Origin of the sequence: Thalassovita sp. (assembly GCF_965218685.1) — a bacterium.
In the GTDB taxonomy this organism is placed as follows: domain Bacteria; phylum Pseudomonadota; class Alphaproteobacteria; order Rhodobacterales; family Rhodobacteraceae; genus Thalassobius.
Window position 1 is genome coordinate 1990766 of record NZ_OZ244657.1, and the last position, 25292, is coordinate 2016057.

Annotated in this window: 23 protein-coding genes; 17 read left to right on the forward strand and 6 right to left on the reverse strand. The window is 60.9% G+C overall.

Going from position 1 to position 25292, the window contains the following annotated elements:
- The first annotated feature begins 61 nt into the window (after window positions 1–61).
- The 7 genes from ACOQOQ_RS09995 to ACOQOQ_RS10025 all read left to right on the forward strand — a co-directional run bounded on the left by ACOQOQ_RS09995 (window position 62) and on the right by ACOQOQ_RS10025 (window position 7427).
- Complete coding sequence (locus ACOQOQ_RS09995) at window positions 62–952, forward strand: branched-chain amino acid ABC transporter permease (RefSeq protein WP_420566852.1); 891 nt, start codon at window positions 62–64, stop codon at window positions 950–952.
- A gap of 12 nt (window positions 953–964) precedes the next feature.
- Window positions 965–1888, forward strand: a complete 924-nt coding sequence (locus tag ACOQOQ_RS10000; RefSeq protein ID WP_420566853.1) for a branched-chain amino acid ABC transporter permease — start codon at window positions 965–967, stop codon at window positions 1886–1888.
- 57 nt (window positions 1889–1945) lie between these two features.
- Window positions 1946–2704, forward strand: a complete 759-nt coding sequence (locus ACOQOQ_RS10005) for an electron transfer flavoprotein subunit beta/FixA family protein (RefSeq protein ID WP_420566854.1) — start codon at window positions 1946–1948, stop codon at window positions 2702–2704.
- Window positions 2704–3624: an FAD-binding protein gene (locus ACOQOQ_RS10010; protein ID WP_420566855.1), complete on the forward strand. Its 921-nt coding sequence runs from the start codon at window positions 2704–2706 to the stop codon at window positions 3622–3624. The genes ACOQOQ_RS10005 and ACOQOQ_RS10010 overlap by 1 nt, the downstream gene beginning before the upstream one ends.
- Before the next feature lie 10 nt (window positions 3625–3634).
- Window positions 3635–5416: an acyl-CoA dehydrogenase gene (locus tag ACOQOQ_RS10015; protein WP_420566856.1), complete on the forward strand. Its 1782-nt coding sequence runs from the start codon at window positions 3635–3637 to the stop codon at window positions 5414–5416.
- A gap of 27 nt (window positions 5417–5443) precedes the next feature.
- Window positions 5444–5890, forward strand: coding sequence for a MaoC family dehydratase (locus ACOQOQ_RS10020; protein ID WP_420566857.1), 447 nt, complete (start codon window positions 5444–5446; stop codon window positions 5888–5890).
- A gap of 88 nt (window positions 5891–5978) precedes the next feature.
- Entirely contained in the window at window positions 5979–7427 is a 1449-nt protein-coding gene (locus ACOQOQ_RS10025) for a TrkH family potassium uptake protein (protein WP_420566858.1), read from the forward strand.
- A gap of 447 nt (window positions 7428–7874) precedes the next feature.
- On the opposite strand, the gene ACOQOQ_RS10030 is transcribed toward ACOQOQ_RS10025, so the two are convergent.
- The gene (locus tag ACOQOQ_RS10030) at window positions 7875–9596 is read right to left on the reverse strand and encodes a serine protease (RefSeq protein WP_420566859.1); all 1722 of its coding nucleotides are present in this window, start codon (window positions 9594–9596) and stop codon (window positions 7875–7877) included.
- A 188-nt stretch (window positions 9597–9784) separates the two neighbouring features.
- On the opposite strand from ACOQOQ_RS10030, the gene ACOQOQ_RS10035 reads away from it, so the two are divergent.
- From ACOQOQ_RS10035 to folP, 7 genes are all read left to right on the forward strand, one after another.
- On the forward strand, window positions 9785–10717 hold the full coding sequence (locus tag ACOQOQ_RS10035; protein WP_420566860.1) for a glycine--tRNA ligase subunit alpha: 933 nt from the start codon (window positions 9785–9787) through the stop codon (window positions 10715–10717).
- Window positions 10714–11241, forward strand: coding sequence for a DUF6446 family protein (locus ACOQOQ_RS10040; RefSeq protein ID WP_420566861.1), 528 nt, complete (start codon window positions 10714–10716; stop codon window positions 11239–11241). The genes ACOQOQ_RS10035 and ACOQOQ_RS10040 overlap by 4 nt, the downstream gene beginning before the upstream one ends.
- 1 nt (window position 11242) lies before the next feature.
- Complete coding sequence (glyS, locus tag ACOQOQ_RS10045) at window positions 11243–13471, forward strand: glycine--tRNA ligase subunit beta (protein ID WP_420566862.1); 2229 nt, start codon at window positions 11243–11245, stop codon at window positions 13469–13471.
- A 118-nt stretch (window positions 13472–13589) separates the two neighbouring features.
- Window positions 13590–16145, forward strand: a complete 2556-nt coding sequence (gene ppdK / locus ACOQOQ_RS10050; RefSeq protein WP_420566863.1) for a pyruvate, phosphate dikinase — start codon at window positions 13590–13592, stop codon at window positions 16143–16145.
- A 166-nt stretch (window positions 16146–16311) separates the two neighbouring features.
- The gene (locus ACOQOQ_RS10055) at window positions 16312–16941 is read left to right on the forward strand and encodes a cell wall hydrolase (RefSeq protein WP_420566864.1); all 630 of its coding nucleotides are present in this window, start codon (window positions 16312–16314) and stop codon (window positions 16939–16941) included.
- A 101-nt stretch (window positions 16942–17042) separates the two neighbouring features.
- Complete coding sequence (locus ACOQOQ_RS10060) at window positions 17043–17960, forward strand: dihydroneopterin aldolase (protein WP_420566865.1); 918 nt, start codon at window positions 17043–17045, stop codon at window positions 17958–17960.
- A gap of 24 nt (window positions 17961–17984) precedes the next feature.
- Complete coding sequence (folP, locus tag ACOQOQ_RS10065; RefSeq protein WP_420566866.1) at window positions 17985–18998, forward strand: dihydropteroate synthase; 1014 nt, start codon at window positions 17985–17987, stop codon at window positions 18996–18998.
- Window positions 18999–19031: 33 nt separating this feature from the next.
- Here folP and ACOQOQ_RS10070 read toward each other — a convergent pair whose 3' ends face one another.
- A complete protein-coding gene (locus ACOQOQ_RS10070) occupies window positions 19032–19598 on the reverse strand; it encodes a hemerythrin domain-containing protein (RefSeq protein ID WP_420566867.1) in 567 nt (188 codons plus the stop codon).
- A gap of 129 nt (window positions 19599–19727) precedes the next feature.
- Complete coding sequence (ilvC, locus tag ACOQOQ_RS10075; RefSeq protein ID WP_420566868.1) at window positions 19728–20750, reverse strand: ketol-acid reductoisomerase; 1023 nt, start codon at window positions 20748–20750, stop codon at window positions 19728–19730.
- Between the two features lie 132 nt (window positions 20751–20882).
- Here ilvC and ACOQOQ_RS10080 point away from each other — a divergent pair, with 132 nt between their 5' ends.
- From ACOQOQ_RS10080 to ACOQOQ_RS10090, 3 genes are all read left to right on the forward strand, one after another.
- Window positions 20883–21338 carry an Lrp/AsnC family transcriptional regulator gene (locus ACOQOQ_RS10080; RefSeq protein ID WP_420566869.1) on the forward strand — a complete coding sequence of 152 codons (456 nt, stop codon included), beginning with the start codon at window positions 20883–20885 and terminating at the stop codon, window positions 21336–21338.
- On the forward strand, window positions 21335–21805 hold the full coding sequence (locus ACOQOQ_RS10085; protein ID WP_420566870.1) for an Lrp/AsnC family transcriptional regulator: 471 nt from the start codon (window positions 21335–21337) through the stop codon (window positions 21803–21805). The genes ACOQOQ_RS10080 and ACOQOQ_RS10085 overlap by 4 nt, the downstream gene beginning before the upstream one ends.
- A 61-nt stretch (window positions 21806–21866) precedes the next feature.
- The gene (locus ACOQOQ_RS10090) at window positions 21867–22997 is read left to right on the forward strand and encodes an aminotransferase class V-fold PLP-dependent enzyme (RefSeq protein ID WP_420566871.1); all 1131 of its coding nucleotides are present in this window, start codon (window positions 21867–21869) and stop codon (window positions 22995–22997) included.
- Between the two features lie 29 nt (window positions 22998–23026).
- Here the strand turns inward: ACOQOQ_RS10090 and ACOQOQ_RS10095 are convergent, their stop codons facing one another.
- From ACOQOQ_RS10095 to ACOQOQ_RS10105, 3 genes are all read right to left on the reverse strand, one after another.
- Entirely contained in the window at window positions 23027–24232 is a 1206-nt protein-coding gene (locus tag ACOQOQ_RS10095; protein ID WP_420566872.1) for a UbiH/UbiF family hydroxylase, read from the reverse strand.
- A gap of 75 nt (window positions 24233–24307) precedes the next feature.
- On the reverse strand, window positions 24308–24502 hold the full coding sequence (locus tag ACOQOQ_RS10100) for a hypothetical protein (RefSeq protein ID WP_420569755.1): 195 nt from the start codon (window positions 24500–24502) through the stop codon (window positions 24308–24310).
- Window positions 24503–24625: 123 nt separating this feature from the next.
- Entirely contained in the window at window positions 24626–25270 is a 645-nt protein-coding gene (locus ACOQOQ_RS10105) for a pyrimidine 5'-nucleotidase (protein WP_420566873.1), read from the reverse strand.
- Between the last annotated feature and the right edge of the window lie 22 nt (window positions 25271–25292).

Sequence of the window (25292 nt, forward strand, 5' to 3'; positions counted from 1 at the left end):
ATCCGGCAGGCGGTCTGCGCCTGCCGGTCCCCGCAACACTTATATCCGGGACAATCGGGACATGTTGACAGACCTGTTGGGCTTCCCGCCCCAAGTTCTTTTCGGCCAGCTGTTGCTGGGACTTATCAACGGAGCCTTCTATGCGGTTCTCTCGCTGGGCTTGGCGGTCATCTTCGGGCTGCTGAATATCGTGAATTTCGCCCATGGCGCGCTGTACATGCTGGGGGCCTTCGTGACCCTGGCGTTGATGCGTTATCTGGGCATCGGTTATTGGGGCGCGCTGATTGTGGCGCCCGTCGTGGTGGGCGTTTTCGGCGTGCTGCTGGAGCGTCTGATGCTACGGCGACTGGCCGGGGTGGACCATCTGTACGGCCTGTTGCTGACCTTTGGCCTGGCCCTGGTGATCGAGGGCACCTTCGTCAAGCTGTTCGGCTCTTCCGGGTTGCCCTATCCCACGCCGCCGCAACTGCAAGGCGGCATCAATCTGGGCTTCATGTTCCTGCCCTGGTATCGCGGCTGGGTCGTGGTGGCCTCGTTGGCGGTGTGCCTGTTCACCTGGTTCCTGTTCGAGCGTACCAAGATCGGTGCCTATCTGCGGGCGGGCACTGAAAACCCCAAGCTTTTACAAGCCTTTGGCGTGAACGTGCCGCTGCTGACAACGCTGGCCTATGGCTATGGCGTTGCCCTGGCTGCCTTTGCCGGAGTGTTGGCCGCCCCGATCACGCAGGTGAACCCGCTGATGGGTTCGAACCTGATCATCGTGGTCTTCGCCGTGGTCGTCATCGGGGGCATGGGCTCGATCATGGGAGCTGTCGTCACAGGCCTGGCCATGGGCGTCATCGAAGGGCTGACCAAGGTCTTCTGGCCCGAGGCATCCTCAACCGTCATCTTTGTCGTCATGGCAATTGTTCTGGTCCTGCGACCAGCCGGCCTGTTCGGCAAAACCGCCTGATCGGAGCGCGTTATGAATTCCAAAATCGCCTATCTCATTGCGATCGCGCTGCTGCTGGTTGCGCCCTTCGTGATCTATCCCGTCTTCTTGATGAAACTGCTATGCTTTGCCTTGTTTGCCAGCGCATTCAACCTGATCCTTGGCTACGGAGGCCTGCTGTCCTTCGGTCATGCGGCCTTTTTCGGCGGGGCGGCCTATGTCACCGGCCATGCGCTGAAGGTTTGGGGGCTGCCGACCGAACTGGGCATCCTGGTTGGCGCAATCACCGCTGGCGTGCTGAGCCTGGCCATCGGCCTGTTGGCAATCCGCCGGCAGGGGATCTACTTTGCCATGATCACCCTGGCCATGGCCCAGATGGTGTATTTCCTGTTCATCAGCGCTGACTTCACTGGCGGCGAGAACGGCCTGCAAGGCGTGCCGCGTGGCACTGCGCTGGGGCTGATCGATCTGCAGGATAACGTGAACATGTACTATTTTGTCCTGGCGATCTTTGCCGTTGGGTTTTTCGTGATTGCGCGCGCCGTACACTCGCCCTTTGGCCAGGTGCTCAGTGCGATCCGCGATAACGAGGACCGCGCGACCTCGCTGGGCTATGACGTGGATCGCTATAAGCTGCTGGCGTTTGTTCTGTCCGCCACGCTGGCCGGTCTGGCGGGCGCGACCAAGACGGTGGTGTTCCAGCTGGCTTCGTTGACCGATGCACATTGGCACATGTCCGGCGAGGTGGTGCTGATGACGCTGCTGGGTGGGCTTGGCACGATTGTTGGGCCTGCTGTCGGGGCGGGGGTCATCATCACTTTGCAGAACTACCTTGCATCGGGGCCGCTAGGCGCCTGGGTGCCGGTGGTGCTGGGTGTGATCTTCGTTCTGTGCGTTCTGGCCTTTCGCCGCGGCATCGTCGGCGAGCTGCGCGAGATGCTGCGCAAATCCTTCTGACATCGGCTGGCCCCGCACGGGGCCGCCGTTCCAATCCTTTGTATCAGGAGCTTCACAATGAAGGTACTAGTACCTGTTAAACGCGTGATTGATTACAACGTTAAGGTTCGTGTTAAGGCGGACGGAAGCGGTGTCGATCTCGCGAATGTCAAGATGTCGATGAACCCGTTCGACGAGATTGCCGTTGAAGAGGCGATCCGTCTGAAAGAAGCAGGCAAGGCGGACGAGGTTATCGTCGTCTCGATCGGCGTGAAACAAGCGCAGGAGACGCTGCGCACTGCCCTGGCCATGGGCGCGGACCGGGCGATCCTGGTTGTTGCGGCTGATGACGTGCACCAGGACATCGAACCTCTGGCGGTTGCCAAGATCCTGAAGGGCGTGATCGACGAAGAGCAGCCCGGCCTGGTTCTTGCGGGCAAGCAGGCGATCGACAACGACATGAACGCGACCGGCCAGATGCTGGCGGCGCTGACGGGCTGGGGTCAGGCGACCTTTGCCTCTGAGGTGGAGATTGACGGCGATGCGGCCGTTGTGACCCGCGAAGTTGACGGCGGTCTTCAGACCATCAAGGTCAAGCTGCCGGCGATCGTGACCGCCGATTTGCGCCTGAACGAGCCGCGCTATGCCTCTTTGCCGAACATCATGAAGGCCAAGAAGAAGCCGCTGGACGAGAAAACCGCCGCCGATTACGGCGTCGACACCGCCCCGCGTCTGGAAATCGTCAAAACCGCCGAACCGTCGGAACGTCAAGCTGGCGAGATCGTCGGCTCGGTCGATGACCTGGTGGCCAAACTGAAAGAAAAGGGGGTCGTGTAATGGCTGTTCTTCTCCTTGCAGAAATCTCGGGCGGCGCGCTGGCGCTGGACGCCACCGCCAAGGCGGTTACCGCGGCCAAGGCCCTGGGCGATGTGACCGTCCTGGTTGCCGGCGCTGCAGCGGCTGCCGATGAGGCCGCCACCATTGATGGTGTGTCCAAGGTCCTGGTTGCCGATGACGCGGCCTATGCCAACGGCCTGGCCGAGCCTGTGGCCGACCTTCTGGTCAGCCTGGCAGGCAATTATGAACATATCGTTGCCCCCTCTACGGCATCGGCGAAAAACATCCTGCCGCGCGTCGCGGCGCTGCTGGACGTGATGGTTCTGTCGGATGTGACGGCGGTTGTGGACGGGTCGACCTTTGAACGCCCGATCTATGCCGGCAACGCGATGCAGACGGTTAAATCGAACGATTCCAAGAAGGTACTGACGGTTCGGACCTCGACCTTTGACGCGGCCGGCACCGGTGCTGCGGCCCCGGTCGAGGCGATTGCCGCCGCAGCCAACCCCGGCCTGAGCGAATGGGTCGAGGACAAGGTTGCCGAAAGCGACCGGCCCGAACTGACCTCGGCAGGCGTCGTTGTCTCGGGTGGTCGCGGCGTCGGCTCCGAGGAGAACTTCGCCCTGATCGAGGCCCTGGCTGACAAGCTGGGCGCCGCCGTTGGCGCCAGCCGCGCCGCAGTCGACAGCGGCTTTGCCCCGAACGACTGGCAGGTGGGCCAGACCGGCAAGGTCGTCGCCCCCGAGCTCTACATCGCCGTGGGCATCTCGGGCGCGATCCAGCACCTGGCCGGCATGAAAGACAGCAAGGTCATCGTCGCCATCAACAAGGACGAAGAAGCACCCATCTTCCAGGTCGCAGACTTCGGTCTGGTCGCTGATTTGTTTGATGTGCTGCCCGATTTGACCGCCAAGATTTAAGGAGACCCGGATGACTTATTCTGCTCCGTTGGAGGACATGTTGTTCGTGCTTCAGGACCTGTGCGGCCTGGAGGACATCGCCCAATTGCCCGGACTTGAGGAAGCCGAACCTGACATGGTTGCGGCAATCCTTGAGGAGGCTGGCAAATTTGCTGGTCAGGTTTTGGCGCCGCTGAATGCCTCGGGCGATCAGCAAGGGCTGGGGTTCGAGGGCGGCAACGTCACGACGCCCGAAGGCTGGCAAGACGCCTATACCCAGATTGTCGAGATGGGCTGGAACAGCCCAACCGCCGATCCCGAACATGGCGGCATGGGACTGCCGCAAGCGGTAAACGCTTGTATTCAAGAGATGTTTCAGGGCGCCAACATGTCCTTCCAGCTGTGTCCGATGCTGACTCAGGGCGCGATTGAGGCGATAGAAGGCTATGCCAGTGAAGAGCTGCAACAGGCCTATTTGCCCAATCTGGTCACCGGTGCCTGGACGGGCACCATGAACCTGACCGAACCGCAGGCGGGCTCGGATCTGGCGGCGATCCGGTCCAAGGCGGAACCGCAGGGCGATCACTATCTGGTGTCGGGTCAGAAGATTTTCATCACCTATGGCGAGCATGACATGGCCGAGAATATCGTCCATCTGGTGCTGGCCCGTCTGCCCGATGCGCCCGAGGGCGTGAAAGGCATTTCCCTGTTCATCGTGCCGAAATTCATGGTGAACGCGGATGGGTCCTTGGGCGCGCGCAACGATGTGCGCTGCGTGTCACTCGAGCACAAGCTGGGCATCCACGCCAGCCCAACCTGCACGCTGGCCTTTGGCGATAACGGCGGGGCCGTCGGATATCTGGTGGGCGAGGCGAACAAGGGCCTGCAGTATATGTTCGCGATGATGAACAACGCGCGTCTGAACGTCGGCCTGCAGGGCATCGGTGTGGCCGAGCACGCCTCCCAGCAGGCTGCGGCCTTTGCGATGGAGCGTAAACAGGGCGGGACACCTCAGGGTGCCGAAGCCACCATCATGGGCCATCCTGATATTCGCCGGATGCTGGGCCTGATGAAATCCCGGACCGAGGCCGCGCGTGTGCTGGCTTACCGTGCGGCGGCCTCGTTGGATCATGCGCACCGCTCGCCCGACGCCGAGGCGCGGGCCTTTCACCAGCGCAGGGTGGATCTGCTGATCCCTATCGCCAAGGGCTGGTCGACCGAGTTGGGGGTCTCGTCGGCGTCCTTAGGCGTTCAGGTGCATGGCGGCATGGGCTTTGTCGAGGAAACCGGCGCCGCCCAGCATCTGCGCGATGCGCGGATCACCACGATCTACGAAGGCACCACCGGCATTCAGGCGCTGGACCTTGTGGGCCGCAAAATCCAGCGCGACGGAGGCGCGGCCGCCAAAGAACTGCTGGCCGAAATGCGTCAAACGGCAGAAACCCTGGGCGCGCAACGCTCGGATGAGGCGGATTGGGCAATGCTGTGCGCGGCGGTCATGGATGCGGCCGACACTGTCCAGAGGCTGACGGATTGGGTGGTCGCGCAAAACGGTGCCGAACCGCTGGCCGCGGCCGCAAACGTGCTGGAATGCTTCGGCATCTGTCTGGGCGCGTGGGCGATGGGGGATGCCGCGATCGCCGCTGCCGCCCGTCTGGATCAGGGCAAGACGCCCGATCATGCACGCTCGAAGCTGAAAATCACGCGGTTCTATATGCAGAACGTCCTGCCGAAGGCCGCCGCGCTTTGTGTGACGGTGACCTCGGGAGCGGGGTCGGTGTTGGAGCTGACAGCCGCTGACTTCGGCGTCTAAGCCCCTGTTCTTATAAGGATTGACCCAATGAATGAACTCAACGGATATGACATCGAGGACTTGCAGGTTGGCATGACCGCAAGTTTTTCCAAGACCATCACCGAGGCCGATATCATCCTGTTCGCGGGTGCCTCGGGCGACAACAACGCCATCCACATCAACGAGGAGTTCGCAAGAACCACGCCCTTCAAGGGGCGGATCGCGCACGGGTTCTTGACGGCCAGTACGATCTCGGCTGCGATCGCCAACCATCTGCCGGGGCCGGGTTCGGTCTATATGTCCCAACAGATGCGCTTTGTCGGACCGGTGCGGCCGGGGGACACGGTTCAGGCCAAGGTCCGCGTCAAAGAAGTGGACACGGGCAAAAGCCGCGTATTGCTTGAGACGATCTGCTCGGTTGATGGGGCAAACGTGGTCGAGGGTGAAGCGCTGATCCGCACGACCTCAAGGGCGCGACGGGCGGCGGTGAATTGACCGCCCAACGCGCGGCAGGCTGAAATCTGGGGCCCGGCGCGCGCGCACTCTCTTGACAGTGAGCGCGCAGAGGGCCAAGCCTCGGTCCATGTTTGACCTAAGACCCGTTGGATATGTTATCGGCCTGTTGGTCGTTGGCCTGAGCCTGACCATGATCCCGCCGATGCTTGTAGATCTGGTTCAGGGGCAGGGCCATTGGTTCGCTTTTCTGGAAAGCGCGCTGATCACCTTTGCGACGGGCCTGCTGCTTGCCATGGCCTGCCAAAATGGCCTGAGTGATCGGCTGAGCATCCAGCAAACCTTTTTGCTGACCACGGGCGTGTGGGTGGCGCTGCCGCTGTTCGGTGCGATCCCGTTTGTTTTGGGCGCAACGGACGCCAGTTTCACCGATGCCTTCTTCGAGGCCATGTCCGGGATGACCACCACCGGCTCGACGGTGTTTTCCGGCCTGGATGACCTGCCGCGCGGGCTGCTGTTGTGGCGGGGGATTCTGCAATGGCTGGGCGGTATCGGCATCATCGTCGTGGCCATGGTGTTTCTGCCCGAGCTACGGGTCGGAGGTATGCAGATCTTTAAGTCTGAAGCCTTTGATACAATGGGGAAAATCCTGCCCCGCGCAACCGAGATCGCGACGCAGATTTCGGTGATCTATGTGGCGATGACGCTGGCGTGCCTGATCTGTTACATGGTGCTGGGGATGCAGCCCTTTGATGCGATCGTGCATGCGCTGACGACGATCTCGACCGGCGGGTTTTCCACGCGGGATGCCTCGTTCGGGGCCTTTTCCGGCCCGCTTGAATACGTCGCCTCGGTGTTCATGATCCTGGCTGCGTTGCCGTTTGTGCGTTATGTGCAGATGGTGAACGGCAACCAGAAAGCGCTGCTGAAGGATCCGCAGGTGCGTGGTTTCCTGATGACAATCTCACTGCTGGTCATGGTGACCTATTTCGTGTTGACCACGATTTTTCCGCATCATTGGGAACAGGCCTTCCGCGAGGCTTTGTTCAACATCACCTCGATCATCTCGGGGACAGGTTACGCCAGTGTGGACTATATGAACTGGGGTAATTTCCTGATCTCGATCTTCTTTTTCATCGGGCTGATCGGGGGCTGCGCGGGCTCGACCGCGTGTTCGATCAAGATTTTCCGGTACCAGATCCTGTTTGCCTCGATCCGGGCGCAGCTGCACAAGACGCAATCGCCAAACGGAGTTTTCACGCCGCGCTATGGGGGACGCAAGATCGATGACGATGTGCTGAACTCGGTCATGTCGTTCTTCATGTTCTTCATCGTGACGCTGGGGGTTCTGGCGGTGCTTCTGGCGCTGACAGGGCTGGATTTCATCACCGCAGTGTCGGGGGCGGCGACGGCGGTGGCCAATATTGGGCCGGGACTGGGGGATCAGATCGGGCCGTCTGGGAATTTCTCGGGGCTGAATGACCCGGCCAAGTGGCTGCTTATCGCCGGGATGCTGATCGGCCGGCTTGAGCTGCTGGCTGTCTATGCCATCCTGACCGTCAGTTTCTGGCGGGCGTAAAAAATCATGATGCGACAATTTGCATGGTTGATTTTTTGATTGCAGGGTTTTTTTGAGATCAAGAATCAGGTAAAAGAAAAACCGCAGGGTGCGTATGCGCCCTGCGGTTAAACTTAACCTACCAATGACTGGTAGCCTAGAAAGCAAAAATTTTGTCTCATAGCATGGGGCAATAGTCAAGGTCTCAGTCATTGCGCCATTCGAAAGGATAACGATGGCAAAATTAAAATCGGCAGACGCCCCTAAAGTTTGGTTGATGCACTGGGACGGTCTTTACCAGCATCAAATCGCTGCGTGCTTTGGTGTTAATCAAGGTAGGATTAGCGATATCCTAAACAATAAAACTCATCAGGGCAGTTGTGAAATTGCGCAGAGGCTGAAGAGACAGAAATAGAAAGTTGAAAGGGCGGCATTGGCCGCCCTTTTGTTTTTAAATTTGCTCAAGTTTTACTGCCAGCAGCTGACCAGAACGGTCATGCCCATGGCGTGGCCGGTCAGGTCCTCGGCGGGCATCGAGGTGATCATGTCGGTTTGGGCGGCGCTTAGCCCCAGATCGCTCAGCACACGCTGAATTTCGCTGCCATCAAGGGCAAAGCTGACGTCCTTGGGCAATTGCTTGCCGCTTGCGGCGGTGGGCAGCAGCATCCCCAGAACCTCGCCTCCGGTGTCAAACACGGGGCCACCCGCGTCGCCGGGCAGGGCGGTCAGGGTCAGACGATCCAGCGTTTCCTCACCCGCAAGGCCGCGCAGGTCAGCCAAGGTGCCATAGGTCAGAGTGGGGGCGTCCAGCAGCCCTCCAAACGAAAAGCCCGAGACGGCGATTTCCGACTGCAAACGCGGCACGGCGGTCTGGAAACGGGCCACATTGGCAGGGGCTTGGCGTTCTGTGGGGCGCAGCACGGCCAGGTTGCCGTCGGTGCCCAGAACCGTAGCCTCAAGCCCGTCGTCGATGGTGACGCGGGTGCATTGCGCCACCACGTCGGCGGTGGTCACTACAGTGCCCTGATCATCCACGAAAAAGCCCGATCGCGACACGGCGGGTTTGCGAATTTCCAACCCCGAGATCAGATCAACGCGTTGATCCATGTTGCTGCCGGCGGCAGGGTCCAGAACACCGTCGGTGCGGGCAAAGCTGCCCTGCATCTCGCCCAGAAGACGCGTCCGGCGTTCTTCGTCACCAGTGGGCCAGATCAGGGTGAAACCCTTGATCTCGCCGTCTTTCAACGTGGCCTGGGTGTGCGAGATGAAATCAGCGCCTTCACCAACCAGCATGAACGAGTTCTTGTCCAGCTTGCGCGGGCCGTTCAGGGGGACAATCTCCAGCGTTTGCATGATGTCATACAGGCCGTACAACGTACCGCGATCCCCGGTCTGCGAGATCAGCAGCACCTTAGCACCGGGAACGGTGCCGGTGGGGGCGTAATGCGCATAGGGGGCCTCGTATTTTTCGAACGAGACAGCGCCCAGTGGCAATTTCATGTCGATCCCGGTGCGCCCTTCGGACACCAGTTTCAGATCCAGACCCTTGAGAATGGCGTTGTATTGCGCCAGCAGTTCCGCACGCTGGCGGGTGGTCAGAACTCCGGTGGGCTCATAGCCGTTGTCGGTCTGCCATGCCGCCATCGAGGCGCGGGTGCCACGACCAAAGGCGCCGTCGATGGCCGAGTTGTAGTACCCGGCCCATTGCAGCAGGCGCTGCAGATTTTGCTTTTCGTCGCGGCTTAGCTGGTTTTCGCTGGCGCGGGCCTCGCGTGGGGTTTCGTCAGCTTGGCGGATTTCGGGTTCGGGGGCGGGCTCAGGCTGGGGCTGGGGTTCGGTCGAGGCGGCGGGCTGGGCCGGCGTGTCGCCAACCGGCCAGAACCGCGAGCCGAAGTTATCTGAAAAAGCGATGAAGCTGTCACGCGGGATGGTGCCTTCGGCGCGGTAAACACGCAGCACCTGTTCAGCGTCGCGGCGCGAATAGGGCCCCAGGGCGATGGCATACCAGCCGCCGCGCATGGCGAATCCGTACACGTCCTGAAGTTCAGCCGAGAAGGCCCGGGCGCTTTGCGTGGCCTCGCTTAGGGTGGGTTGGGCCTCGATCTGCACCCAGACAGAATTGTCCTGCGCATAAAGGCTGCGCGTCGCCAGCAGCACGAAAAGGAAGGCGGCGGTCACTAATCTCAACATAATTTCAAATGGTCCTTGCCCTGTTTTAGTCGTCGTCTTTGATCCGGTTTTAGCAAATCAAGCGCTTCTTGCATCCAAATAATGCAGGTTCGCGCAATTGACCCCGCTTGCCGGGGACCGTAGGTAGGGCTGGAAATTTTCTTTGCCCCCTTTTGGGGCGATAGGGCACGAATGTCAGGGCAGAACTGATGGCAGACACGACCAGCAAACCGCGCAGCTTTCAAGAGATCATCCTGAGGCTTCAGAATTACTGGGCAGAAAAGGGCTGCGCTGTGATGCAACCCTATGACATGGAGGTCGGTGCTGGCACGTTCCACCCGGCCACCACGTTGCGGTCCTTGGGATCGGTTCCGTGGGCGGCGGCCTATGTGCAGCCCTCGCGCCGGCCCACCGATGGGCGCTATGGCGAGAACCCGAACCGCTTGCAGCACTATTATCAGTATCAGGTGCTGATCAAACCCAGCCCGCCGGATCTGCAAGAGCTGTATCTGGGCAGCCTGCAGGCCATCGGCATCGACATGGATCTGCATGACATCCGTTTCGTCGAGGATGACTGGGAATCGCCCACCCTGGGCGCCTGGGGTCTGGGCTGGGAGGTCTGGTGCGACGGGATGGAAGTCTCTCAGTTCACATATTTCCAGCAGGTCGGGGGGCATGACTGCCATCCCGTTTCAGGCGAGCTGACATACGGGCTGGAGCGTCTGGCCATGTATGTGCTGGGCGTCGATCACGTGATGGACATGCCCTTCAACACGCCCGATGCACCGATCGCGCTGAAATACGGCGATGTGTTCCGCCAGACTGAACAGGAATACAGCCGCTGGAACTTTGACGTGGCCAATACCGACATGCTGCTGAAGCATTTCGAAGAGGCCGAGCAGGAATGCGAAGACATTCTTGCGCAAGAACACGAGGACCCCAAGACCGGCAAGCGTATCATCATGGCGCATCCGGCTTATGATCAATGCATCAAGGCCTCGCATCTGTTCAACCTGCTGGACGCGCGCGGCGTGATCTCTGTCACCGAACGTCAGGCCTATATTGGACGCGTCCGGGCACTGGCCAAGAAATGCGCCGACGCCTTTGTGCAAACCGAGGCCGGGGGCTGGGCAGCCGAATGACCGGGAAACTGATTGCGGGGTTCATTGTGATAACTGCTTTGGCCGCCGGCGTGGCGATGTATTACCTTCAGGTTTACGCCTATTATGACGAGGTCACGGCCTCGGGCACGGATGATGTGCAGATCACCTCGCTGGCCAGCGGTCAGCCCGAACCCATCGTCTATGACGATTTCCAGGCGATTGATTCAGACAGCTCTCCGATCCGGTTCCGCGCCTGTTTCACCACCGGCCACAGCCAGGCCATGCTGACTGAAACCTTCCAGACCTATGCGCAGCCCGAACCGCTGGTCGCGCCCGGCTGGTTCGATTGTTTCGACGCCAAGGAGCTGGGGCGCGCGCTGGAAAACGGCTCGGCCCTGGCGTTTATGGGTCAGGAAAACTATCGCTATGGCATTGATCGCATCGTCGCCGTGATGGACGACGGGCGTGGCTATGTCTGGCACCAGATCAACCATTGCGGTGAAGTCGTGTTCAATGGCGAGCCCGTCCCCGCAGATTGCCCAACTCCGCCGGAAGGCCACTGATATGTCCGATTTGCTGATCGAACTCTTCTCGGAAGAAATCCCCGCCCGTATGCAGGCCCGCGCCGCCGAGGATCTGAAAAAACGCGTCACCGACGGTCTGGTTGAGGCTGGCCTGACCTATGCCGGGGCAGCCGCGTTTTCCACGCCCCGCCGCCTGACGCTGACCGTGCAGGGCCTGCTGGACGAAAGCCCCACCGTGCGCGAAGAACGCAAAGGCCCCAAGGTTGGCGCGCCCGACAAGGCAATCGAGGGCTTCCTGCGCGGTGCCGGGCTGACTCGTGATCAACTGGAAGAGCGCGAAACCCCCAAGGGCAACGTCTATTTCGCCACCATCGAAAAGCCCGGCCGCCCCGCCGCCGACATCGTCGCCGAGGTGCTGGAGGCCACGATCCGCAACTTCCCCTGGCCCAAATCCATGCGCTGGGGCGCGGGTTCTCTGCGCTGGGTGCGGCCTTTGCATTCGATCCTGTGCATCCTGACCAATGACGCAGGCGAGGTGGCCACCGTGCCCATGTCCATCGACGGGATCGAGGCCGGGAACACCACTCAGGGGCACCGTTTCATGGCCTCGGGGCGGTTCGCCGTGCATGGCTTTGACGATTACGTCGCCAAGCTGAAACGTGACCACGTGATCCTGTCCGCCGAGGAACGCGCCGATCATATCTGGCAGGACGCCACCAACATGGCCTTTGCCGCGGGCCTTGAAGTCGTCGAGGATCGTGGGCTGCTGGCCGAGGTCGCCGGCCTGGTCGAATGGCCCGTCGTCCTGATGGGCGAGATCGGCGCCGAATTCCTGGAACTGCCGCCCGAGGTGCTGCAAACCTCGATGAAAGAGCACCAGAAGTTTTTCAGCGTGAAGAACCCCAAGACCGGGCGGATCGAGCGCTTCATTACCGTCGCCAACCGTGAAACCAAGGACAATGGCGCGACCATCCTGGCGGGCAACCAAAAGGTGCTATCGGCCCGTCTGTCGGACGCGAAATTCTTCTGGGAGAATGATCTGCGCGTGGCCAAACAGGGCATGTCCGAATGGACGGATCGCCTGGCCAACGTGACCTTCCACAACAAGCTGGGCACGCAGGCCGCGCGGATTTCGCGAATTGCCGCTCTGAGCCGTGAATTTGCCCCGGTCCTGTCGGTGGAACCCGATCTGGCAGGGCAGGCGGCCGAGGTTGCCAAGGCCGATCTTTCCTCGGAAATGGTCTATGAATTCCCCGAACTGCAAGGCCTGATGGGGCGCTATTACGCCGAGGCCGCCGGCCTGCCGCAGCCCGTCGCCAATGCCTGCGAGCAACACTATCAGCCGCTGGGCCCCTCGGATGACGTACCTTCTGAACCCGTGTCTTCGATCGTTGCTCTGGCCGATAAGCTGGACACGCTGACCGGATTCTGGGCGATTGACGAAAAGCCCACCGGGTCCAAGGACCCCTTTGCGCTGCGCCGTGCCGCTTTGGGTGTGATCCGCATCATTCTGGCGGGCGATATCCGCGTGAATCTGGATCGGTTTATCGACAGTCAGTTGCTGAAGCATCAGATTGACCAAGCGGGCGCCAACGGCGATGATCTGGCCGCATTGAACGATCTGGTCGATGAAATCGCCGACCACGGAGTATTCGGCGCCGCCTTGGAAACCGTTCTGAACCGCCTGACCGGGGACGCAAAGACTACGGTTGAAGCCGTCGCTGGGCCGGTGCCGGACACCAGCGCCGATCTGCTCAGCTTCTTCCACGATCGCCTGAAGGTGTATCTGCGCGATCAGGGACTGCGCCATGACGTGATCGACGCCTGCCTGGCCATGCCCGGCAATGACGATCTGACGCTGCTGGTCAAACGCGCCCGCGCGCTGGGAGACTTCCTGAAGACCGATGACGGGGAAAACCTGTTGCAGGGCTTCAAACGCGCGAACAATATCCTGACCCAGGCCGAGGAAAAGGATGGCGTCGAATATGCGTATGGCGCGGACGTGAAGTTCGCCGAAACCGATGCCGAGACTGCATTGTTCGCTGCATTGGACGCCGCCGAGGCCGCGATCACCCCCGCGATGGAGACCGAGGATTTCGAGGCCGCCATGAGCGCCATGGCATCGCTGCGTGCGCCAATTGATGCGTTCTTCGAGGCGGTTCAGGTGAACACTGACAACCAAGTGGTGCGTCGCAACCGTCTGAACCTGCTGTCGCGCATCCGCACGATCTGCCTGTCGGTCGCCGCCCTGACCGAGATCGAAGGCTAAGACAAGCTTTCAACGGATATTTGAAAAGAAAAATGCCCGTGGCCGGATTTTTCCGGGCGCGGGCTTGCCTTGTCTGGGCTGGGGCGTATTCTGCGACAACTCAGAAAAAGGTGCCGCAGTGCAGCAAAACGACCCTAATGTCACTTTGATCACGCCCTCTGCCCCGGTTGCAACTGCAACCCATGGCGGCCGCGCGAAATGTCTGCAACGTCTTGTCCGGCTGGAATTGCCGGTGCCAAAGACCGTCGCGCTCAGCTTTGACCAGGTGCACCGGATTGCGTCGGGTGAGCTGCCGAATATCGGGGCCATGCTGGAACCCTTTGGAAACGCACCGCTTTTGTGCGTACGTCCGTCCTCGGAGGATCCCGATTGGGGCGGGCCGGGGTCGGTTCTTAATATCGGGATGAACGACGCGGTATACATTGATCTGTGTGATAAGCTGGGCCAAGAGGCCGCAAGCGCCATGTATCGCCGGTTCGTCCAATCCTATGCGATCCACGTTGCCCGCCTGGACCCTGACATGTTCGAGGACGTCACGCTGGAAGGCTCGGAAGGGCTGTCCGAAGTGCTGCGGGCCTACGAGGATGAAACCGAAGAGGTCTTTCCCCAGGATCCGGCGGTTCAATTGGCCGAGGTTCTGCGCTCGATGGCGCGCGCCTGGGAAGGCACCACCGCGCGGCTGCTGCGTCAGGCCAAAGGGGCGCCCGCGGATGCGGGTCTGGGGCTTGTGGTGCAGGAAATGGCCATGGGCATGGGCCGGGGCGAGTGCGGCTCGGGGGTCATTCAGCTGGTAAACTCGAAAACCGGCGAGCCGCAGATCACCGGACGCTATAAATCGCAATCCCAAGGGCGCGACGCGCTGAGTGCGGGCACCGAGGCGTTGTATCTTGAACGTGACCCCCGCGGGCCTTCGCTGCAGGAATTGGCGCCGCAAGCCTTTGAAGAGCTGGTTGCCCATACCAAGCTGATGCGCATCCGTCTGCGCGAGCAGATGCAAGCCGAATTCACCATCGAGGACGGCAAGGTGCATATCCTGGATGGGGTGCGCGTTGCGCGTTCGGCGCGGGCAGCGGTGCGGATCACGGTCAGCCTGGCCGAGGATGGCATCATCACAAAAGAAGAGGCGCTGCTGCGGATCGAGCCACGCGCCATGAATGAATTGCTGCACCGACAGGTGGACCCGGATGCGCAGCGCGACCCGATCGCCTTTGGCATCGCGGCCAGTCCGGGCGCGGCCTCGGGACGGATCGTGTTCTCGGCCGCCGAGGCGCAGGCAAGTGCCGCACGCGACGAAGCTTGCATTCTGGTGCGGCGTGAAACCAGCCCCGAGGATATTCGCGGCATGCACGCAGCTGTTGCCGTTCTGACCGAGCGTGGCGGCATGACCAGCCACGCCGCAGTGATCGGCCGTGGCATGGGTCTGCCCTGTGTGGTGGGGGCCTCCAGCCTGAAGTTCAACCTGCGCAACAATGTGCTGACCTCGCAGGATGGCCGGGAATTCCGTGCCGGTGACGTTATTACCATTGATGGCACCAATGGCGAGGTTCTGGCCGGCGAAGCCCCCTTACAAGAGGCCACTCAGGATGACGCGTTTCTGGCGTTGATGGGCTGGGCGGACGAATTGCGCGATATCGGCGTCCGCGCCAACGCTGACACGCCCGCAGATGCGCAAACCGCGCGGAATTTCAACGCTCAGGGAATCGGCCTGTGCCGGACCGAGCACATGTTCTTCGAAGCCGATCGCCTGACCGTGATGCGAGAGATGATCTTTGCCGATGACAGCGAGGACCGACGCGCCGCGTTGGAACGACTGCTGCCCATGCAGCGCGAAGACTTCGTTGAACTGTTCCGCATCATGCAAGGTCAACCTGTCTGTATCCGCCTGTTTGACCCGCCCCTGCACGAATTCCTGCCCAGTGATCGCGCTGGTCACCGCGAATTAGCCGAGGCACTGGACCTGCCCCTGTCGGATGTCACCCGCCGGGTCGAGGCTTTGTCCGAGTACAACCCCATGCTGGGGATGCGCGGCGTGCGTCTGGGCATCACCATGCCCGAGATCTATGAAATGCAGGCCCGCGCCATTTTCGAGGCGACCATTGCCGCCAGCCGCGACGGTGATCCGGTGGTGCCTGAAATCATGATCCCGCTGGTTTCTGCCAAGCGAGAGGTCGAGCTGGTCAAAACCCGTGTCGACGCTGTTGCTGTCGCCGTGCGCAACGAAACCGGGGTCGAGTTTGAATATCGTCTGGGCGTGATGGTGGAAACGCCTCGGGCTGCGCTGCGCGCTGGCGAGATCGCGCCGCAATGCTCGTTCCTGTCATTCGGGACGAACGACCTGACGCAGATGACCTATGGGCTGTCGCGTGATGATGCGGGCCGTTTCATGTCGACCTATGTGCAGCAGGGCGTCTATCCCGAGGATCCGTTCCACATGCTGGACACCGAAGGCGTCGGCGAGCTGCTGAGCATCGGGGCCAGCCGCGCTCGCGAGGCGCAGTCTGACCTGACGCTGTCGATTTGCGGCGAACATGGTGGTAACCCCGAATCAATTGCATTCTGTCGCGCTGCAGGGTTTGATTACGTCTCGTGCTCTCCGTTCCGTGTGCCGGTTGCCCGTTTGGCAGCCGCCCAACTGGCCGTCCGCGACAAAATGTTCGGAAAGTCCGCTAACTAACCGTTTTCTAACGGTTTTCGAATCCATTGATTGGGTTGGTGATGCCGTCACAGCCCTGTTAACCCTTTTGTGAACCTGCACTTGGGTGGACGCAGCCGGATTTTTTCTCTATTCGCCCGTGGCTGTGATGGTGCTTTTTGCACTTTCGTGGTTCGGAGAAAAGAAAATGCGCAGCCTTTTGATCGTTGGATTGGCCCTTGGGTTGGCCCTGCCGGTGGCTATGCCCGCCGTTGCAGATACCCCCATGGATCAGGTGGTCAAGCAAGAACGGCGCGGGCTGTTCGGGCTGTCATCGTTCCGGCTCAGCCGTTTGCTGCGCCCCGAGGGTAAGGTCGAAGACGTCACCTATACCCGCGAGTGGTTGGACGGTTTGCCTGTCGCCAAGGGTGATGAGCAATGGGCTTGCATGGCCGAGGCCCTGTATTTCGAGGCTCGCGGTGAAAGCGTCAAAGGGCAGTTCGCCGTCGCCGAGGTGATACTGAACCGCGTCGACAGCCCGCGTTTTCCCAACACCGTTTGCGGTGTGATCAAACAGGGCACCGGGCGCAAATATCAGTGCCAGTTCACCTATACCTGCGATGGCATCGCCGAGGTGATCCGTGAAGAAGGCGCCTACGAGCGGGTCGGCAAAGTGGCCAAGCTGGCGCTTAGCGGCGCCCCGCGCGAGCTGACCGAAGGTGCCACCTATTATCACACCAAGGCCGTCAGCCCGAACTGGTCGCGCAAGTTCCCGCGCACCGCTACCATCGGTGTGCACCACTTCTATGTCCACCCGACCGAGCTGTCCCAGAAGTAATCACCGTGACGGTTTTCGCCGCCGAATGACGGTCCGCGACTGTTATCTGTCCCGCTTTCCGGCTAGGTTGGCGGCCAAATAGCGTACACTCAGGAACGACCATGTCTCAGGAAATCAAATGGGCCTTCGCGCACCCGTCCGAACGGGCCGAGGGCACGGCCGATGGGCCGCTGGATCGCATTTCATTGCGCGATCACGTGGTCGAGGTGGAAATCGGGGCCTTCCAACAGGAACGCGGCACCACGCAGCGCATTCGTTTCAACATCGTGGTCGAGGTGCAGCCTTTGACCGGTCCCGTGGACGATGACGTTGACCGCATTCTGTCTTATGACCGTGTGACCGAAGCGATTGCCCACGAGCTGGCCGCCGAGCGCCTGAACCTTCTTGAAACTCTGGCCGACCGTATTGCTGAACGTATCCTGCAAGAGCCTCAGGCGATGCGGGTGTTCGTTCGGATCGAAAAGCTGGACCGTGGCCCCGGCGCGCTTGGGGTCGAAATCGTGCGCGCCCGCTCGGCCGCAGAGCCCGCTCCGCATCTTGAAGACAAGCCTCATCCTCAGATCGTCTATTTGTCCAATGCCGCGATCCAGTCGCCGCTGCTGAAGGGCTGGATCGACCAGCTTGAGGCCGAGCACCGCCCCACTGTCCTTTGCGTGGGCGCGCCGGATGTGGCCGCGCCGCAAGCGGGCGCAAACATGGCGCAGCGCCGGATCGAGCTGCTGGCGATCGAGCAAAACGCCTGGGTTTTGGCTGGCCGCGACGCGCGCTGCGTGGTTGTCAACACAAGGACCGAGCTGGACTGGTCCATGAAGAACGACCAGATCAGTGTCTGGGCGCCTTCGAAAATCGTTCTGGACGCGGTGGACGGACCTTCTGCACTACCGCGCGATGCGCTGGCCTTGGTGCTGTGGTTCGCCCGCGAAATGCAGGCCGCGGATGTGTTGATCATTGGTCAGGATCTGCCCCAGGGTCAGGAAATGCCATTGCGCGCGGTCGCGCTGGATGTGACGGTCCTGTAATCTCTTCGATAGTAAGAGGCAGATATGAAAAGATATTTTCGCCCAATCCCTCAGTCTGATCTGCACCGTCCCGCGGATGCGCTGACCTTGGCAGGGGGGTGGACATGGTTCGACCGGATCGAGGTTTTGACCCGCGAAGGCGCTGAGCTGATCGCCGCCAAGGAGGCCCCTTCGGACGTTCTGCAGCGCCTGACCGATCCGCGAGCCAACATCGCTGGCCTACCGATGGAACGCCCAACCATCATGGGCATTCTGAATGTGACCCCGGACAGTTTCTCGGACGGAGGCGACCACAACGCCCCCGATCGGGCGGTGGCCCATGCCCGTCAGATGGTGGCCCAGGGTGCGGACTTGATCGATGTGGGGGGCGAGTCGACCCGCCCCGGTGCGACCTTGGTCCCCGATGATCAGGAAATCGCCCGCACCGCCCCGGTGATCGCAGCGATCCGGGTTGAAATGGACGTTCCGATCTCGATCGATACGCGCAAAGCGGCCGTTGCGAAGGCCACGGTCCAGGCTGGCGCAGATATCGTCAATGACGTCTCGGGATTTACCTTTGACACCGATCTGGCCGGGTATTGCGCCTCGGCCAAGGTGCCCGTGATGGTGATGCATGCCCAAGGCGATCCACAGACCATGCAGGATGCCCCGTGCTATGATGATGTGTTGCTGGACGTCTTCGATTTTCTGGAAGAACGGGTCGAGGCGCTGGTCGCCGCCGGTATTCCGCGCGGTCAAATTATCGTAGACCCGGGTATTGGGTTTGGCAAAACATTGCAGCATAACCTGTTGCTTTTGAACCGTTTGTCCCTGTTCCATTCGCTGGGCTGTGCGATCCTGCTGGGGGTGTCGCGCAAGCGGTTCATCGGCACGATTGGCAAAGCACCCGAGCCTAAGTACCGTGCCGCTGGGTCGGTCTCGGTCGGGCTGAGGGCCGTGATGGATGGTGTGCAGATGCTGCGGGTTCATGACGTGGCTGAAACCCGATCAGCGCTGGATTTGTGGATGGCCGTGCACCGCGCAGAGTACAACGAATAAGGCCCCGATCCGGGGGATCAGGGCCTTGTTTCGTTAACCACGCAACTTGTGATGCAGCAGGATCGGGACGACCAGATCCTCTTCGTCACTCAGGTGGCGGCGCAAGAAGCCTTGCAGGGCATCGGTCTGTTCGGCCAGTTCGGGCACCTCATCCTCAACCTGATCCGGCGCCATTTGCGACAGCAGCAGCACACGGTTCATGGTGCGCGAGAAGCCGTCCAGCAGTCCGTCCATCTCGACATGGTCCGTTTCCAGCATGTCCAATCCGTGGTCAAACCTGTCGTCGGCCGAGGACAGTTCGGGGAAGAATTTCAGGTCCTCCCACGTGTGATGGCCGTGCAGGTTTTGCACCAGCCCGCGACCGTAATAGCCCAGGTTGGCAATGAACCGTTCCGGGTCAATGTCCCGATCGAGCACTTGATGGCTTTGCGCGTTCAGCAGCTCTGAGGCCGCGCGAAACCCAGCATGAGCGCCCATCCAATTGCGGATTGAGCGCGCGAAATTCGGGTGATCCAGCCACGCATCGCGTGGATAGTCCCGAAGCAGGGTCCGCATCTCTGCCGGCAATCCCTGCCGTGTTTGGATGTCATAGTGTTTCATGCCCCCCAAATAGGAAGGGGCGTAATACTATAACAGATTGCAAAATCGCACAGCCGCCATGCCCCAAACGCACGAAAGCCCCGGCGTGAAACCGGGGCTTTCGCAGTATTCAACCTTGGGGCAGGGCCCTTAGTTTTTCTCTTTGTCGACCATTTTGCCGGCCGAGATCCACGGCATCATGCCGCGCAGCTTGGCGCCGGTTTCTTCGATCATGTGCTCGTCATTGGCACGACGCGAAGCTTTCAGGGTGGGCTGACCAACGGTGTTTTCCAGCATGAAGTCGCGGACGAAACGGCCCGACTGGATGTCTTCCAGAACGGCTTTCATGCGGGCTTTGGTTTCGTCGTACTTCAGGATACGCGGGCCGGTGACGTACTGGCCGTACTCGGCAGTGTTCGAGATCGAGTAGTCCATGTTAGCGATGCCGCCTTCATAGATCAGGTCAACGATCAGCTTCACTTCGTGCAGACACTCGAAATAGGCCATTTCGGGCGCGTAACCGGCTTCGACCAGGGTTTCGAAACCGCAACGGATCAGCTCAACCAGGCCACCGCACAGAACAGCTTGTTCGCCGAACAGGTCGGTTTCACACTCTTCGCGGAAGTTGGTTTCGATGATGCCCGAGCGGCCGCCACCGATGGCCGAGCAATAGGACAGGCCGATTTCCAGCGCTTTGCCGGTTGCGTCGGTGTCAACGGCGACCAGGCAGGGCACGCCGCCGCCTTTGGTGTATTCGCCGCGCACGGTGTGGCCGGGGCCTTTGGGGGCCATCATGATGACGTCTACGCCTTCTTTGGGCTCGATCAGGCCGAAGTGTACGTTCAGGCCGTGGGCGAACGCGATGGCGGCGCCTTCACGGATGTTGTCGTGCACGTATTTCTTGTAGGTTTCGGCCTGCAGCTCATCGGGCATGGTGAACATGATCAGGTCACACCAGGCGGCGGCCTCGGCGATGCCCATCACTTGCAAACCTTCGCCTTCGGCTTTCTTGGCCGAGGGGGAGCCTTCGCGCAGGGCGACGACCACGTTTTTCGCACCCGAGTCACGCAGGTTCAGCGCGTGGGCGTGGCCTTGCGAACCGTAGCCCAGGATGGCCACTTTCATGTCTTTGATCAGGTTGATGTCGCAATCGCGATCGTAGTAGACGCGCATGTTGGCGTTCCTTCCATTATGTTTCTGGGGCGGATCATACGCTTTTGGGCGGAAACCAACAGATAATCCATTTTGAAAAATCTGATAATTACGGGCTTTTCATTCGTCATACGCCTAATTATGATAAAAATCATGCTTGATGATTTGGATCGGCGCATTCTGCGCCTCATGCAGAACGACCCCGAACAGTCCTTGCCGGATCTGGCGAATCTGTTGGGAATGACGCCCTCGCGACTGACACGGCGGTTAGACAAGCTGCGCGAGACCGGGGTTTATCGCGGCCAACGTGCGGTGATCGACTGGCGCGCGCTTGGCTTCACGGTCGAGGTTTCACTGCGCATCACCCTGGACAAGACCCAGACCCGCGCCTTTGACGATTTCATCGAGGCCGCCCGCGCCATCCCCGAGGTGATCGAGATCCAGACCTTCCTTGGTCGCGTGGACGTGCGGCTGTCCGTCATCGCGCGGGATATGCCGCATTATCAGGAAATCTATCGCGCCCGCATTCTGACCCTGCCGCATATCAGCGATATCGAGGCTCTGATGCACGTCGCCCGCATCAAATCTGACGAGACTTTACCGCTATGACCGAGCTGGACGAGATCGACCGCAATATCCTGCTGGCATTAGCGCAGGATGCGACCCAGAACGCCAGCACGCTGGGGCGGCGTTTTGGATTGTCTCAACCCGCGACTTGGCGGCGGATCAAAAGGCTGACGGATGCGGGTGTGATCGCCGGGCGCCGGCTGGATCTGGACCGCGAAAAGCTCGGATTTGGCGTCACCGTTTTTCTGGGCGTCAAGCTGGCCACCAAGGGGCGCATCAGCCTGGAAGATTTCGAACGTGCCGTCAGCGCCATCCCCGAGGTGCAGACGGTTGAACATGTGCTTGGCCTCTATGATTACCGTCTGCGCGTTACGGCCCGCGACATCGCGGACTTTGAACGGGTTTTGCGCCGCCGGATCATGACCCTGCCCGGCGCTGGCGATGTCGAGGCGAACGTATTGCTAAGCGAGGAACGCCGCCCCGGTCCGCTGGAGCCGGCCGCTACGTGACCCTTGGACAAGGCGAGGGCAGACCGCTAGGATTTCCCGAACCCTAAAAGGAGAACCGCCAATGCCCGCCTTGCTTGACACCGTGGACCCCGATGGATTGCAGGAATTTTCCGTCGTTTTCACTGACCGTTCGCTGAACCACATGTCGGCTGCGTTTCAACAGGTGATGCGCGATATCTCTGACATGCTCAAAGAGGTCTACAATGCCGATGGGGTGGCCCTTGTTCCCGGCGGTGGCACCTATGGGATGGAGGCCGTCGCGCGTCAGTTCGGGCATGATGCCCACGCGATGATCGTGCGCAACGGCTGGTTTTCCTATCGTTGGAGCCAGATTTTCGAGGCCGGGGATTTCACCGCTCAGACCACCGTCTTTAAGGCGCGTCAGACCGGCAATGGCGCTCAATCGCCCTTTGCCCCCGCACCGATCGAAGAGGTCACCGCCGCCATTCGCGAGGCCAAGCCCGACGTGGTTTTTGCGCCCCATGTTGAAACCAGCGCGGGTCTGATCCTGCCAGATGATTATATCAGCGCCTTGGCCGAGGCCGCGCACGAGGTCGGCGCGCTGATGGTGCTGGACTGCATCGCCAGCGGTTGCGTCTGGGTCGATATGCAGGCGACCGGCGTGGACGTGCTGATCTCGGCCCCGCAAAAGGGCTGGTCGGCCTCGCCCTCGGCTGGGCTGGTGATGATGTCCGCCCGCGCGTTGGAGCGGTTGGAGCAAACTACATCGGACAGTTTCGCGATCGATCTGAAAAAATGGCACGCGATCATGCAGGCTTATGAAAATGGCGGCCACGCCTATCACGCCACAATGCCCACGGACGCCCTGCGCGCATTCCGTGATACCATGGCCGAAACGCGTGAATATGGCTTTGAAAAACTGCGCCAAGCACAATGGCAACTGGGGGACACGGTCCGCGCGATGCTGGCCGAGAAAGGTGTGAAATCCGTTGCTGCCCAAGGGTTTGGCGCTCCGGGAGTGGTGGTCAGCTATACTGATGACGCCGGAATTCAGAACGGCAGCAAATTCGCCGCCCAAGGCATGCAGATCGCCGCTGGTGTCCCCTTGGCTTGCGACGAGCCCGAGGGGTTCATGACATTCCGGCTGGGTCTGTTCGGATTGGACAAACTTTATGATGTGGACGGCACTGTGGCGCGGTTGCGCAGCGTTTTGGATGAAGTGCTGACCTGACCCAAGGGCGTTGGGTTAGATCATCACCATTAACGCGTGCCCAGACCCATCTGCATCATGGTCTTGCGTACCGGCCCCAGCGAGTAAATCGCGTTCAGCCCCATCGCGCGCATGTCGCGCAGCGGCCGTGCCTCCATCATCGAGGCGCGGTTCAGCAGATCGATTCCGGCAACGCGGGCGCGGACCTCGGTGTGGCGGCGGCGGTGAAAAGTCTGGAGCATTTTTGCATCGCCCAGCGTTTCAGGATTGGCTTGGGCCAGCTCCAGCAGCACGCGCATATCGCCCAGCGACATGTTCAGACCCTGCGCGCCAATGGGCGGCACGACATGCGCGGCCTCGGCGACCAAAGCGACCCGTTCGGCGTACATGCGCTCGGCTACCTGGCTGATGATCGGCCAGACCGTCCGGCGCGAGGCCAGTTTCAGCGGTCCGAACAGTGAACAGGACCGCTCGGTCATTGCGGCTTCGAATTCGTCCTCGGGAAGTTTGGAAAGGCGCAGAACCTCGGGTCCAAGCTCCATCCACACGATAGCCGAGGAGGGCATCCCGTCATAATCGGGCAGCGGTACCAAGGTGAACGGCCCGCCCGAGCGGTGGATCTCGGTCGAGACATTTTCATGGGGAACGGGGTGCGTCACGGCGAAGGCAAGCGCCTTTTGCCCATAACGCGTGGTTTTAACGGGCACGCCAGCGGCTTCGCGCATTGGTGAATGGCGCCCGTCGGCGGCGATCACCAGTTTGCAGCGCACCTGGGTACCGTCGGTCAGACCCACGCGGGCCTCGGCCTGCCGGGTGAACAGGCTGGCGGTGCCGGTGCCGGGTCGGAACTCGACATTCGGTAGCTCGGCCAGACGGGCGACCATCTCGCGGCGCAACAGCCAGTTGGGCAGGTTCCAGCCAAAGGGCTGTTCCGAGATGTCGGCAGCGTCGAAATCCTTGACGATGCGAGGCTCGGGCTGGGCCCCGCCAGCATCCACGATGCGCATTATCTGCAAGGGTGCGGCGAAGGCGTCCAGACGGTCCCAGATCCCGGCCTGCTCCAACAACGCCTGCGAGGGCTGAAGAAAAGCGGTGGTCCGCAGGTCCGAACCTTCGGCGTCCCGCTCGGTCACGGGCGGGGTGGGATCGACGCAGATCACGGAAAACCCGGCGGCCCCAAACAGGGCCGCGGCGGTCAGACCGGCGACACCGCCGCCGGAGACCAGAATATCAACGGTTTGGAATTCAGTGCTCATCTGTCAGGCCTCCTGTTCGGCAATCTAGTGCCGAACAGGGGGGCATTCCAAGCGGCATCCTGTCATCCCCGCGCTTTACCCGCGCGAAATGATGATCAGCATCAGGTACATCACCGGCACCAGGGCCAGGGCAGGGATGTAAAGGCCCGGAATTCCAAAGAAAAACACCGAGGCACCCCAAGCCACGACGGCCAGAAGGGTGATCAGAAGAATCATGATCTCGGTCGAGATTTTCTTGGCGGGGGCGGCCGGAGCGGCCGAGGCATCAATCGCAGACATGTGCATTTCCTGTTGGTTAGTGGTCGCGCTGATGTAACATTCGTCTTTTTGAATTAAATGGTTCGGATTGCCGCAGTGCGGCGAGATGTCCGGCTCAAATTTTCGTTAAGGCCGTCAGGTCAGCCGTGACAGGAATTCGCCCAGGTCATCGGTGTGATGGTGGATATGTTCGGCATGGTGCGGATCAGGGGCTACATGCACGGTGCGCATCCCCATGGCATGCGGGGCGGCCAAGTTGCGCGGGTCGTCTTCGAACATGGCGGCGGTCTGCGCCGGCAGCCCGTCCTTGGCAAAGATACGAGCAAAGGCCTCGGGTTCAGGTTTGGGCAGAAAACCGGCATCCTCGACGCCGTAGACTGCATCGAACAGCCCTTCAAGGCCGCGCGCGTCCAGCACCCGGCGGGCATAGGGCGCGCTTCCGTTGGTATACACGACCTTGCGGCCGGGCAGGGCGCGTATCTGGTCGGCCAGATGGGTGTCTTTCTCCAGATGATCCAGGGAAATGGCATGGACATCAATCAGATAGGGCTCGGGGTCCATGTCATGCTCGCGCATCAGACCAGCCAGGGTGGTTCCGTAAGTCTGCCAGTAGTGACGGCGCAGATGGTTGGCGCGCTGCTCGTCCACACCCAGCTGTTCCATCACATAGGCGGTCATGCGCCGCTCGATCTGGTCGAACAGGCGGGCATGGGGCGGATAGAGCGTATTGTCCAAATCGAACACCCAATGGGTGACGTGGGAAAATGACTGCTTAGGCATGAGGCGACGCTAGGGGGGCGCG

Bases quoted from the DNA above. Each gene is read 5' to 3' on its own strand.
- ACOQOQ_RS09995 (WP_420566852.1), top strand. From the start codon at position 62: ATGTTGACAGACCTGTTGGGCTTCCCGCCCCAAGTTCTTTTCGGCCAG.
- ACOQOQ_RS10000 (WP_420566853.1), top strand. From the start codon at position 965: ATGAATTCCAAAATCGCCTATCTCATTGCGATCGCGCTGCTGCTGGTT.
- ACOQOQ_RS10005 (WP_420566854.1), top strand. From the start codon at position 1,946: ATGAAGGTACTAGTACCTGTTAAACGCGTGATTGATTACAACGTTAAG.
- ACOQOQ_RS10010 (WP_420566855.1), top strand. From the start codon at position 2,704: ATGGCTGTTCTTCTCCTTGCAGAAATCTCGGGCGGCGCGCTGGCGCTG.
- ACOQOQ_RS10015 (WP_420566856.1), top strand. From the start codon at position 3,635: ATGACTTATTCTGCTCCGTTGGAGGACATGTTGTTCGTGCTTCAGGAC.
- ACOQOQ_RS10020 (WP_420566857.1), top strand. From the start codon at position 5,444: ATGAATGAACTCAACGGATATGACATCGAGGACTTGCAGGTTGGCATG.
- ACOQOQ_RS10025 (WP_420566858.1), top strand. From the start codon at position 5,979: ATGTTTGACCTAAGACCCGTTGGATATGTTATCGGCCTGTTGGTCGTT.
- ACOQOQ_RS10030 (WP_420566859.1), bottom strand. From the start codon at position 9,596: ATGTTGAGATTAGTGACCGCCGCCTTCCTTTTCGTGCTGCTGGCGACG.
- ACOQOQ_RS10035 (WP_420566860.1), top strand. From the start codon at position 9,785: ATGGCAGACACGACCAGCAAACCGCGCAGCTTTCAAGAGATCATCCTG.
- ACOQOQ_RS10040 (WP_420566861.1), top strand. From the start codon at position 10,714: ATGACCGGGAAACTGATTGCGGGGTTCATTGTGATAACTGCTTTGGCC.
- glyS (WP_420566862.1), top strand. From the start codon at position 11,243: ATGTCCGATTTGCTGATCGAACTCTTCTCGGAAGAAATCCCCGCCCGT.
- ACOQOQ_RS10055 (WP_420566864.1), top strand. From the start codon at position 16,312: ATGCGCAGCCTTTTGATCGTTGGATTGGCCCTTGGGTTGGCCCTGCCG.
- ACOQOQ_RS10060 (WP_420566865.1), top strand. From the start codon at position 17,043: ATGTCTCAGGAAATCAAATGGGCCTTCGCGCACCCGTCCGAACGGGCC.
- folP (WP_420566866.1), top strand. From the start codon at position 17,985: ATGAAAAGATATTTTCGCCCAATCCCTCAGTCTGATCTGCACCGTCCC.
- ACOQOQ_RS10070 (WP_420566867.1), bottom strand. From the start codon at position 19,598: ATGAAACACTATGACATCCAAACACGGCAGGGATTGCCGGCAGAGATG.
- ilvC (WP_420566868.1), bottom strand. From the start codon at position 20,750: ATGCGCGTCTACTACGATCGCGATTGCGACATCAACCTGATCAAAGAC.
- ACOQOQ_RS10080 (WP_420566869.1), top strand. From the start codon at position 20,883: ATGCTTGATGATTTGGATCGGCGCATTCTGCGCCTCATGCAGAACGAC.
- ACOQOQ_RS10085 (WP_420566870.1), top strand. From the start codon at position 21,335: ATGACCGAGCTGGACGAGATCGACCGCAATATCCTGCTGGCATTAGCG.
- ACOQOQ_RS10090 (WP_420566871.1), top strand. From the start codon at position 21,867: ATGCCCGCCTTGCTTGACACCGTGGACCCCGATGGATTGCAGGAATTT.
- ACOQOQ_RS10095 (WP_420566872.1), bottom strand. From the start codon at position 24,232: ATGAGCACTGAATTCCAAACCGTTGATATTCTGGTCTCCGGCGGCGGT.
- ACOQOQ_RS10105 (WP_420566873.1), bottom strand. From the start codon at position 25,270: ATGCCTAAGCAGTCATTTTCCCACGTCACCCATTGGGTGTTCGATTTG.